Annotated in this window: 9 protein-coding genes and 1 pseudogene; 6 read left to right on the top strand and 4 right to left on the bottom strand. The window is 63.4% G+C overall.

Features of this window, described 5'->3' with window-relative positions; all coding sequences use genetic code 11:
* Positions 1-5: 5 nt before the first annotated feature.
* Positions 6-1487, bottom strand: a complete 1482-nt coding sequence (locus AC1DSJ_RS03650) for an AMP-binding protein (protein WP_441371750.1) — start codon at positions 1485-1487, stop codon at positions 6-8.
* Positions 1484-2008 (bottom strand): annotated as a pseudogene (locus AC1DSJ_RS03645) (thermostable hemolysin). The gene AC1DSJ_RS03650 and the pseudogene AC1DSJ_RS03645 overlap by 4 nt, the downstream one beginning before the upstream one ends.
* A gap of 228 nt (positions 2009-2236) precedes the next feature.
* Between AC1DSJ_RS03645 and AC1DSJ_RS03640 the strand changes: the two are divergent.
* The gene (locus AC1DSJ_RS03640) at positions 2237-2908 is read left to right on the top strand and encodes a response regulator (protein WP_175171116.1); all 672 of its coding nucleotides are present in this window, start codon (positions 2237-2239) and stop codon (positions 2906-2908) included.
* Positions 2905-4263: an ATP-binding protein gene (locus AC1DSJ_RS03635; protein ID WP_427948490.1), complete on the top strand. Its 1359-nt coding sequence runs from the start codon at positions 2905-2907 to the stop codon at positions 4261-4263. The genes AC1DSJ_RS03640 and AC1DSJ_RS03635 overlap by 4 nt, the downstream gene beginning before the upstream one ends.
* 55 nt (positions 4264-4318) lie before the next feature.
* Here the strand turns inward: AC1DSJ_RS03635 and AC1DSJ_RS03630 are convergent, their stop codons facing one another.
* Together AC1DSJ_RS03630 and AC1DSJ_RS03625 are read right to left on the bottom strand one after the other, a co-directional pair.
* Entirely contained in the window at positions 4319-5641 is a 1323-nt protein-coding gene (locus AC1DSJ_RS03630) for a sigma-54-dependent transcriptional regulator (protein WP_441371749.1), read from the bottom strand.
* Positions 5638-7062, bottom strand: a complete 1425-nt coding sequence (locus AC1DSJ_RS03625; RefSeq protein WP_441371748.1) for a sensor histidine kinase — start codon at positions 7060-7062, stop codon at positions 5638-5640. Before AC1DSJ_RS03625 ends, AC1DSJ_RS03630 begins: the two co-directional genes overlap by 4 nt.
* A 362-nt stretch (positions 7063-7424) precedes the next feature.
* Between AC1DSJ_RS03625 and AC1DSJ_RS03620 the strand changes: the two genes are divergently transcribed.
* From AC1DSJ_RS03620 to AC1DSJ_RS03605, 4 genes are all read left to right on the top strand, one after another.
* Entirely contained in the window at positions 7425-7916 is a 492-nt protein-coding gene (locus AC1DSJ_RS03620; protein WP_175171113.1) for a tripartite tricarboxylate transporter TctB family protein, read from the top strand.
* Positions 7917-7919: 3 nt separating this feature from the next.
* Positions 7920-9446 (top strand): tripartite tricarboxylate transporter permease, encoded by a 1527-nt coding sequence (locus AC1DSJ_RS03615; RefSeq protein ID WP_175171112.1) that lies wholly within the window; start codon positions 7920-7922, stop codon positions 9444-9446.
* A gap of 79 nt (positions 9447-9525) precedes the next feature.
* Complete coding sequence (locus AC1DSJ_RS03610) at positions 9526-10098, top strand: hypothetical protein (protein ID WP_441371747.1); 573 nt, start codon at positions 9526-9528, stop codon at positions 10096-10098.
* 58 nt (positions 10099-10156) lie between these two features.
* Positions 10157-11410 (top strand): putative Na+/H+ antiporter, encoded by a 1254-nt coding sequence (locus tag AC1DSJ_RS03605; protein WP_441371746.1) that lies wholly within the window; start codon positions 10157-10159, stop codon positions 11408-11410.
* The last annotated feature ends 39 nt before the right edge of the window (positions 11411-11449 follow it).

The following is an 11449-nucleotide window of genomic DNA, read 5'->3' as shown; positions in this document are numbered from 1 at the left end:
ACGGTTTACACCAGAGGTTGTGCGGATTTCCGCGAAAACAGATCGGCGTGCAGGTCTGCGACAGCGCTGCGGCGCGGACGGCCGTTGGCGGTCGCCATGCCGCTTGCCGCGCTGAACTCGGCGCGCCCGCGCATCCACGGGCCGATCCGCGCATAGTCAGGCAGGGTGTGGTTGGCGCGGTCGATACAGGCGCGGATGGCGTCGTCACCCACATCGCCCAGCGGCCAAATCACCGCGCCCAGCTCGGGCTGGCCCTCACCCAGCACGACGGCCTGGGCGATAGCGGACTGATTCGCCAAGCGCAGCTCGATCCATTCGGGCGACACGTTGCGCCCGAAGCCGGTGATCAGCAGATTCTTCTTGCGTCCGTGGATGTGCAGGAACCCCGCGTCGTCCAGCCGCCCCAAATCACCGGTGGGCAGCCACTGCCGGGGCGCGGCCTGCTCGCCCAGATAGCCCAGCGCATGGGTGCCGGCCACCTCGATTTCGCCGTCGGCCGTCACACGCAAGCGGGCATGTGGCAAGGGGTAGCCCGCCGAACCCGGGCAATCGGCGCCGGGCAAATTCAAGGTTTGCACCGAGCAGGCCTCGGACAGCCCGTAGCCTTCGTAGGCGGGCAGCCCTTGCGCCCGGGCGCTAGCCAGCAAGTCCACCCCCACCGCGGCGCCGCCGACCGCCATCAAGCGCAGTTCGGGCGGCGCGCTGGTGACCGTGGCCCGCAGAAAGCCGGTGTACGCGCGCAGCATCTGCGGCAGAACAATGACGCTTTGCGCGGCGGCGCCCGTCAGCGCCGCATGAAAGATGGCGGGATCAAAACGCGATGAGCCCTGCAACCCGGTCTCGATCAAAGGACGCGTCACAATCGCGGCCCCTTCCATCAAAGGCGAATAGACGCCCGCAATGTTTTCCAGCAAGACGGGAAGCGGCAACGCGGTCAGGTGGCGGCGTATTCCAAGCGGCCGGGTGGCCGCCGCAAGGCTTGCCGCCACCGCCAGCATTTCGGCGGCACCCAGGCACACGCCCTTGGGGCTGCCCGTCGAGCCGGACGTGAACGTAATCTTCGCCGTCCGGCTGGGCAAGGACGCCCCCGTGTGGGGACGCCGGAACAGCGCCAGCCGGTCGGGCAGGTTGTCGGCCAATTCGAAGCCGAACGCATGCAGCATGGGTTGAATCGACGACGGGCCCACCACGGTATTCGCGCCCGCCGCGTCCAGCGTTTCGCGCCATTGGCCAGGGGTAAAGAACAAGGGCAACGGCACATGCACGACGCCCGCCTGCAAGCACGCCAGGTCATGAATGATCCAGTCGGCGCCGTTGTCCATCAGCGACGCGGTGACGTGTGCCCGATGCGCCGCAAGCAGCTCCGCGCGCGCTTGCACCCGGCCAAACAGCGCTTCGTAATCCAATGATTCCCTTGGGGTCTGTAGCGCAAGGCGGCCAGCGCGGCTCGGGTCTCGCAATAGCGAAATGAAGTCGGCAGCGTTCATGCCTCTTGCTCCGGAAAGTGTTCAAGGATGGTGTGCAGACGGCCTGCAAAGACGTGAGGCGCATGGGCGTAGTAGTCGCCCCAGTCTCTGCGTTCCTGCTCGTTCAGGTGATCCGAGGTCGCTGCCGAAATCGCCTGGTGCGCCAATCCCATTCGGGCGAACAGATGGTGCAGCTCGCTGGTAAGGGTGCTGACCGCCCAGTCGAAGCCTTGCTGGTGCAGGTGGCGGGCAAGCAGCGGCACGAGCACTCGCCCGCCACCCGGCCTGGCCGCTGCGAACTGGCCGGCCTCGACAATCAGGCGGCGCGCCACGGGCGCGTTCTAATCACGCAGATACTGTTCGATCGGCGCGGCAAGGTAGCGCTCAAGAAACAACGGATCGTCCGCGCCCCGATAGCCCGCCGCCGCCAGGATTTCCCCGTTTTCCTGCACGCTTACCAGCGTGGGCAACCACTCTTTCAGCGTTGCGCCGAATCGTTGCTGATAGCGTTGGTGGATGTAGGATTCCACGCGGCCGCGCATCGGGTCGTCCACGGGATGGATATGCAGCGTGCGGGGCATGGCCCCTGACTGTGCAGCGATAGCGCGCTGCGTGGGCGAAGATGAAAACTTGGTTTGCGGCATACTGGCATCCGGTCGATGTGGCGTCGGTTTATCGACACTTGGTGCGCAGCTTAGGCAGCCAACCTTAATGAGAAATTAACCGTCCTGCGGTGGTAATCTCAGCCGTACACGGCGCGAAGGCAATAAATGAGAATCCTCATCATTGAAGACGACCCGCTGATCGGTGATGGCCTGAAATCCGGCCTGCGCCTGCTGGGTTACGCGGTCGACTGGTTTTCAAGCAGCCGCGAAGGCGACCAGGCCATGGGCGTCGTGCACTACGATGCCGTGGTGCTGGACCTTGGGTTGCCGGGCGAAGACGGCGTGTCGCTGCTCACTCGGTGGCGCCGCGCGGGCCACACCTTGCCTGTCGTCATCCTGACGGCGCGCGAAGCCGTGGAAAGCCGCATCGCGGGGCTGGACGCCGGCGCCGACGACTACCTGATCAAACCCATCACGCTGGACGAACTTGCCGCACGCTTGCGCGCGGTAACGCGACGCGTTGCGGGCAAGCCCGAACCGGTATGGCGCCATGGCAATCTGGACTACCACCCGGCCCTGCACGAAGTGCACTGGAAGGGTCAAAAGGTGGATCTGACAACGCGGGAAGCGCTGCTGCTTGAACTATTTCTGACCCATCCGAACCGCGTCCTTACCCGCGACTTCATCCGCGACAAACTCTACGACTGGGACTCCGAACTGGAAAGCAATGCGCTCGAGGTGTTCGTGCATCACTTGCGCAAGAAGATTCATCCCAAGATTGTGCGCACCGTGCGGGGTTCGGGCTATGCGCTAGGCCAAGTGGACGCCGAGTCATGACACTGCAACGCAGGCTTATCATCGCCGTGCTGCTGGCGGCCCCCTTCGCATGGCTCATCACAATCGCCGGCACCTACTGGCGCGCCGCGCACGAAATCAACGAGCTCTACGACACCGACATGCTGCGGCTGGCGCAGCAAACGCTTGCCATCTCTTCGTTGATCCCGCCCTCCGCCCCGCTGCGGCCCATGCCCGCACAGACGCCGGCTTCGACGGATTCGGGTGATGCCGGGCTGGGTGATCTCTCTGTCGCCATCTGGCGCGGCTCTGATGCTCCGCTGGTGCTTGATCCCGAAGCATTGCAATTCCCGCGTGAAGGAAATCGGACGGGGTTCTTCGATAGCGTCGTCAGCGGCGAGCCGTGGCGGCTGGTCTACCTGAGCGATCCCGACGGCCAGACCCGCGTCGCAGTGGGACAGCGCATCGGCGAACGCAACGACCTGGTGGTGGCCTACATCGCGGGCCAGATTCTGCCCTGGCTGATCGGGCTGCCGGTGCTGATCGCCTTGCTGATCTTCGCCGTTCGCCGGGCAATGCGGCCCGTGCGTGATCTATCGATGCAATTGGAGCAACGCAGCCCCGATGACGCCACCCCCTTGCCTAGCGCCGACGTGCCAGGCGAACTGAAGGGCCTGCTCAATGCCATGAACGGTTTGCTCGCGCGCGTGGGCACGCTGATCGAACAAGAGCGGCGGCTGACAGCCGATGCCGCACACGAACTGCGTACGCCGTTGGCGGCGGTGCGGGCGCAATGGGACGTGGTGCAACGCACCGCAGATCCCGCTGAACGATCGCAGGCGCAGACGAGCGTCACTCGCGGGATGGAAAGACTGGACCGGCTGGTGTCGCAGTTGTTGACCATGGCCCGGCTGGACAGCGCCAACCATGCCGACTTTGGCGGCTCCGTGGATTGGCGCGCCGTCGCGGAACAGGCGGTGGGAGATTGCCTGTGGATCGCGGATCGGCGCGACGTGGACATCGCCGTGGAATGGCCGGATGCGGGCATCCTGCCGCTGCCAATGGCGGGTGACGAAAATGCGCTGACCATCATGCTGAAGAACATTCTGGACAACGCCATTCGTTATGGCCCGCGGCATTCGCTTGTGCGGCTGACGTTCTCTTCATCACGCATCATCATCGACGACCAGGGCTCGGGCATTGCGCCCGAGGTCCTGCCCCGGCTGGGCGGCCGATTTGTCCGCGCCCCGGGCAATGAAGAAGCCGGCAGCGGGCTGGGCGTGTCGATCGCTCGCCGCATCGCCCATCACCACGGCATGAGCATCCACTTCGCCATGCGCGATGCCAGCAGCGAGCTGGGGCCTGGGCTGCAAGTCACGTTGCGGCGGGGTGAGTAGGCAGGCTCTGCTCAAGCTGCTGACCATCGTCAGCAACAATGCAAGCGCCGCATCGTCAATCAATCGGCCGATTTCGCAGCCGCTTCCAAAGCGTTGTGCGCGAGATTCCCAGCTTTTTTGCGGCAAGGCCCAGCTGGCCGCCGGATACCGCGATCGCTTGCTCTATTGACCGCAGTTCCGCCTCGGCGCGTACTGCGCCCAGATCGGGAACACCTCTTGCGTTGAGCCCCCCTTCGGGAAATAGATCCTGCTCTTCGATCATGGCCCTGTCCGCCAACACCGCCGCACGCACCACGCGATTCTTCAATTCCCGGATATTGCCCGGCCATTCGTGGGCTTGCAGTGCCGTTTGCGCGTCATCCGACAAGCGCTTGGCGGGCTGCCCGGACTCTGCCGCGCACCACTCCTGCAAGAACCGGTGCGCCAAGGGCAGGATGTCCTGCCACCGCTCTCGCAGTGGCGGCAAGCGCAGATGCCCCGCTTCCAACCGATAGAAGAGATCCGCCCGGAACGCCTTGTTGGCGACTGCGGCCTGAAGATCGATATTGCTGCTGGCCATGAACCGGCAGCTGGCTTGCTGCGGCGTGGCGTCGCCCAATGGCTGGAACTGCTTGTCTTCCAGCACGCGCAGCAGCAACGCCTGCGCCTTGACGCCCAGTTCATCGACCCCGTCCAGAAAGAGCGTGCCGCCGGCCGCCTGATCGATCAGCCCCCGGCGGCTTTCGCGCGCGCCCGGAAATGCGCCGCGCACATGGCCGAACAACAGGCTGGCGGCCAGGTCTTCGGTCAGGCTTGCGCAGTTAACGGCAACAAATGGGCCGGTGGCCAGCGCTGAATTCGCGTGCAGGTATTGCGCGGTCAACTCTTTCCCAACGCCCGTTTCGCCTTGCAGAAAGACCGTCAGGGTCTGTGACGCCAAGCGTTGAACCTCCAAGGCGATGCGGCTCGTCTCACCACTGATCAGAAATGGATTTTCCGCCGTTCGCCTGACCGCATCGGCATCGTTGAAGGCGGTGATCGCCGCACGTATGCGAGGGATCAGCGCGTCAACATCGTAGGGCTTGGTCAGGTAGTCCGTTGCGCCCGCGGCCACCAGCCGCACCGCTTGCGACAAGTCTCCATAGGCGGTGGCGAACACGATGGTCGTGCGGGCAACATAGGGAATGATGCGGCGGTAAAGGTCTTCTCCGGACCCATCTGGCAGGCGGATATCGGCAAGCAGAAACGCAGGGCGCAGACGGGTCCGGCGAAACGCCTCGACCGCTTGCGCGCAGTTCTCCACCCAGTTCACCGAGATCCCTTCCAGGCCCAACCGTTGGCGCAGTGCGCCCCCCAGCACGCGGTCGTCTTCAATCAGCAGTACATCCACATAGCTCATTTGTCTTTCTTCCCAGCTGCTGCAAACGGCAAGCTCACGATAATCAACGTACCGGGACCCGGCACGTCTTGCACGGCAATGGAACCGCCCAGGCCTTGGACCAGATCGCGCACAATCCCCAGACCAATTCCCCCGGAGGGGTCCTCGCCCGATTGCATCAATACCGCCATGGCCGCATCCGGCATGCCGCGGCCCTGGTCTTGTATTTGCACTTGCAGGCGCTCTCCATGGCTTGCGCTGGTGACGTGTACGGCCCCGCCCGACGGCGACGCAGCAATCGCGTTAAGAACCAGGTTCAGCAATATCTGGCGCACAGGCACGCTGGGCAACGGCAGCTCGGCCGACGGCCAATCATTTCGGAACGCCAGGCTGACGTTCTTGCGCCGGGCTTCGGAACGAATCAGCAATTGCACATCGTCGATGTCTTCCTGACGCAGTGGCGATGAGTGCCCATCCGCTCGAAACGTCTTGAGGCTGGCGTCCACCACAGAACGCAGGGCCGCGACACCGCGCTCGACAAAATCAATGGCGTCATGCCTGGCCTGCTCCTGGTGACCAAACTGGCGCAGCGTTTGCAGCGCCGTGTGCATGCCGCCCAACGGATTGCGGACTTCATGCGCCAGGGCAGCCGACATCCGGCCCAACAGCGCGGCCCGTTCCAGGCGGTCTTGCCGGCGAGCCAACGCTTCCCGCTCTTGTACGCTTTGCACCATCCAGTTGTAGGCATCGAGCAAGTCGGCGACTTCGGTGTCGCCCGTCGCGCCAGCCTGGATATCGACGGGCTGCGGTTCGCGCCGCCGCGCCGCACGCAACTGCTGCGTGAGCTGGATGATGGGCCGCTGGAGCCGGCGCGCCAGCAGAAAGCTCAGGCCCGCGCCCGCAAGGCTGACCCCCAGGCCCACCAGCACGAGTTCGATGGCCAGCGTTCGGCGCTGCGAAATGAAATCGCTGACGTCGAGATTGGCGACGACGGTCCCCATTGATGGCTGGGACTCGTCCAGCAGGCGCCACGTCCAGACGCCTTGCGCCATCTCATTCAAATACGTCCCGCTGTGGTTGAGCGCCAGTTGCGCATTCAGCGGAATATCTTCGACTTCCGGATATCGCGCAACGTGAGCGATAGGACGTTTGTCAGGTCCGATGATCGCGAGTGTGCGGTCGACAATCCCCACATGCGTGTCCAGCGCGCGATTCAGGACATCCAACATTTGCACGGTGTTGCCCGCGCGCACCGCAGGCAGAATCGCCGCGGAAAGCCCGTCCAGATAGACCTGCCCCAGATCCGCCACCTGACGCTCGAACTGGCGCGACAAGCCATGCAGCGACAGCGAAATCAATACGGTCGACACCCCGAAGAAGAGGACTGCTACGCCCATCGGGATTCTGACAGTCAACGGCAGGCGGCCAAGGCGTTTGAGCATGTCGGGCAGAAATTCAAAAGAGAACGGAATTATGCCTGCCCTGCGCCGTCCGCTCTGCGGCAGAAAAATGCAACGCTTGGAAAACAGCACCTGGCCCGGCAATTTTCGTGCCAACAAGCTCCCGCCGCGCTGTGACGCCTTGCGCTTGAAGGCTCGATGTTCACGTTTGTGAACATGCCATTCGAACACGTTCACTTTCCTGAACACGCCACCGCGATGCCTGTCCAGAAGCGGCGCCTAGCGGTGCGCCACACGCCAAATCATGAAAGCAGAATGCAAGCGCGCAACCCTACAGTGCCTGCTCTTTTCCGAGTTGGCCTGTAGCGGGCCCAAAAACAAAACTGACTCCAGAGAGGGGAAACATGCGCGGCAAGATACTGACAGTGAAACGCGATTTATGGGGAGGCGCGCTCATTGCGCTTTGTGGGGCATTGACCATCATGGAGGCGAACACCTACGCCGTCGGTGAACTGGCTCGCATGGGGCCGGGATACTTCCCGATGCTGATCGGCGGCTTTCTGGTGGCGCTGGGACTTCTGATTCCGCTGAGCCCTGACCCGGACGAAGTGCTGGAGACCCAGGAAAGCGACGCAGACGGCGCTCCGCAACCCACGCGCGCGCAACGCCTGCGCGGCATGGCATGCATTGCGGCGGGCATCGGCGCATTCATTCTGGTGGGAAATTTCGCGGGATTCCTGCCGGCCACCTTTGCGCTGGTGTTCATCTCGGCAATGGGCGATACCTCCAACACGTGGCGCTCGGCCGCGCTGCTGGCCGCCGCCATGACGCTGTTCGGCGCCATTGTCTTCTCCTGGGGCTTGCAGCTTCAGTTTCCGATGTTTCGCTGGGGTTGAGCCATGGAACTGCTATCTAACGTAATGCATGGTTTTTCCGTTGCCTTCCAATGGGAGAACCTGGGCTGGTCGTTCTTCGGCGTGTTCATGGGCAACCTGATCGGCGTCTTGCCGGGCATGGGTGTCCTGGCGGCCATTTCCATTCTGTTGCCGCTGACGTACGCCATGACGCCCACCGCGGCATTGATGATGCTGGCGGGCATTTACTATGGCGCGCAGTATGGCGGCGGGATCACCTGCATTCTGTTGAACCTGCCCGGTACGCCGTCTCACGCGGTGACCTGCCTGGACGGCAATCCGCTCGCCAAACAAGGCAAGTCAGGCTCGGCGCTGTTCATGCTGGTGATGTCGTCTTTCATCGGCGCGTGCATCGGGATTCTGATCATGATCCTGTTCTCGCCGATTCTTGTGGAGGTCGCCTTCAAGTTCGGTCCCGCCGAGTATTTCTCAATGATGATGCTGGGGCTGTTTGCGGGCGCCACCCTGGCCAAGGGCTCGGCGATCAAGGGCGTGGCGATGGTCTTTTTGGGCCTGCTGCTGGGCGTGGTCGGCACGGACGTCAACACCGGTACGATCCGCTACGCGTTCGGTGTGATCGAGCTTAGCGACGGTGTGCAGCTCGTTGCGCTGGCCATGGGTCTGTTCGGGTTGGCGGACTTCTTTGCCAACGTCAACCGGATTGGCAAGGCGACGGTGGTCAACACGGGCTCCAAGCGCATGTCGGTCAAGCCCGAACCCGGCGACATCAAGAAGTCGATTGCACCGATTGCGCGCGGCAGCGCCATCGGTTCGCTGCTTGGCATCCTGCCTGGCACGGGCGCGACCATTGCGTCATTCATGTCGTACGCCGTGGAGAAACGCGTATCGAAGACGCCGGGCCGCTTTGGCAATGGCGCGATCGAAGGCGTGGCGGGTCCCGAGTCGGCCAACAACTCGGCGGCGCAGACCAGCTTCATCCCCACGATGAGCCTGGGTATTCCCGGCGACTCCGTGATGGCGCTGATGCTTGGCGCATTGATCATCCATGGCATCCAGCCCGGCCCGCAAATGGTCACGGAACATGCCGACATATTCTGGGGGCTGATCGCCAGCTTCTGGATCGGCAACGCGCTGCTCGTGGTCTTGAACCTGCCGCTGATCGGCATGTGGGCCAAGCTGCTGCGCGTGCCCTACAAGTACCTGTTCCCGTCGGCGCTGTTCTTCGTCTGCGTGGGCGTCTACAGCACCAACAACAGCTTGTTCGACGTGGTTCTGGTGTTGATTCTGGGCATCGTCGGCTACCTGTTCCTGAAGTTGCGATTCTCGCCCGCGCCGTTGTTGTTGGGCTTCGTGCTGGGACCGATGGTTGAAGAGAACTTCCGGCGCGCGCTGCTCTTGTCGCGCGGCGATATGGGAATCTTCATCAGCCGTCCGATCAGCGCCGCCTTCATCTACGCGATTCTTGCGCTGGCCGTCTGGCTCGCCTACTCCACAGTCAAGGCTCGCCGGAAAGTCCGTGCGGCGCTGCAAGCGCAAACCCAAACGCAGTAATTCGTGTCCGCGCCCGCGACCGCTCCTCCACGAGCGGCCGCGGGCTTTTTTCCATGCTGAGCGGGGAGATGTCATCGCTATGAGCGACGGTTCCGAAATCGTTCCCAACCCGGTGTTCAACGCCACCGATTGCGTCGGCCTGACACGCAGGCTTGCGTTCATAGAACTGATGGAATTGCTGGAGTTCAGCGTATTGCGGCTGGACCCGCCATCAGCCGGCCTGTCGCCCGCGCCGTTGACGGAGCTGATTGGAACGCAGGATTGGCGGCTTGCCGAGGGCGGAGAAGCGCCGCCATCCTCGGCTGAGCGGGATGAAGATCACGCGGTCTATATCTACTCGACGACAGACGCCCTGCGGGAAGCGGTATTGCCGGCAGAAGACACGCTGGTGCGCCTGGACAGTGCGGCCGCCGTGTCCGGTGATTCGCTTCCTTCAGCGCCCGATATGCACGGCGTCCGGCTGTCTGCGTCGGCGCGCGGGCCGCAGACCTGGCCACGCGTGCAAACGCGCGCCCGGCGCCCCACCTTGCGCGTCGACCTGACCCGCCTGCTCAGCCGCGTGGTGGTGCCGGCCGCACGCCCGCAACACATGTTCGAGCTGGTGCAAAGCGTTGTCCGTTCACGGGTATGGATCGACGTCGTGCGCGCATGACGTCGCGCGGGCGCGCAGCCAGCCGAAAACCCTTCATCACCAGGCAGGAATCTTCGACATGACATTGATCAATGGGCTGTCCGCCGGCCTATTCGCCATTGCGCTGCTACACACTTTTTCCGCATCCCTGTTTCTACGCCTGGCGCACCGCAGCAAGCGCCACGCCGGGTTATGGCATCTATTGGGAGAAGTTGAAGTTGTGTTCGGCTTCTGGGCGGCGGTGCTGATCATCGTGATGGCATTTGCGGGCACGGGTGAACAGGCGTTGGCCTACGCCGAGTCCCGCAACTACACCGAACCGTTGTTTGTCTTTGCGGTCATGGTCGTGGCGGCATCCTTGCCCGTGTTGACTGCGGTGATGCGCGTGGTGAACGTTATTGCGCGCTGGATACCGGTCGCCACGACAACCGCCAAGGTCTGGCTGAGCCTTTGCCTGGTGCCCCTGGCCGGCTCCTTGATCACCGAACCCGCCGCGATGACGATCGCCGCCCTGATGCTCGGCCCCCAGGTATTCCACCAAGGGATGCCGGAGCGGCTCAAGTATGCCGCGCTGGGCGTGCTGTTCGTCAACATCTCGATTGGCGGCACCCTCACCTCTTATGCTGCCCCGCCTGTGCTGATGGTGGCGTCCACCTGGGGCTGGGACAGCGCGTTCATGTTTGCCCATTTCGGATGGAAGGCCGCGCTTGCCGTGTTGATCAACGCCACCGTGGTCACGTACTGCCTGAAGGCGCACGTGCGCAGCGCCGATGTGATGGCCGGGGCGCGCCAGAACGCGCCCGTGTCGGCAGTGGCCATTGCGATCCACCTTCTGTTCTTGGCGGGGATAGTCTTCTTTGCCCATCATCCCGTCATCTTTCTTGGGCTGTTGCTGTTTTTCCTGGGCTACACCCAGGCGTATGCGGCGTCCCAAAGCCGCCTGATCATCAAAGAAGCCTTGTTGGTGGGGTTCTTCCTGGCAGGGCTGGTGGTGCTGGGCGGGATGCAGCAATGGTGGTTGCAGCCGCTCGTCTCCAGCCTGGAGCCCGCCATGCTGTTTCTGGGCGCGCTGGGCCTGACCGCGATCACCGACAACGCTGCGTTGACCTACCTGGGATCGTTGATCAGCGGCATTTCCGACGACGCCAAATACATGTTGGTCGCTGGCGCAGTGGCCGGCGGCGGGTTGACGGTAATTGCCAATGCGCCCAACCCTGCGGGCGCGGCGCTTCTGCGTGGCGGCTTTGAAAATGGAGCAATCAGTATGGGAGGACTATTCGTGGCGGCATTGGCGCCGACCCTCGTTGCCGGAACCGCCCTCTTCCTGCTGTGACTGCGCCATCACAAAAGCGCCCATCAAACGGCAGCGCGG

This window comes from Achromobacter sp. 01N37 (assembly GCF_056399725.1).
This window is presented reverse-complemented; position numbering and strand designations above follow the sequence as displayed.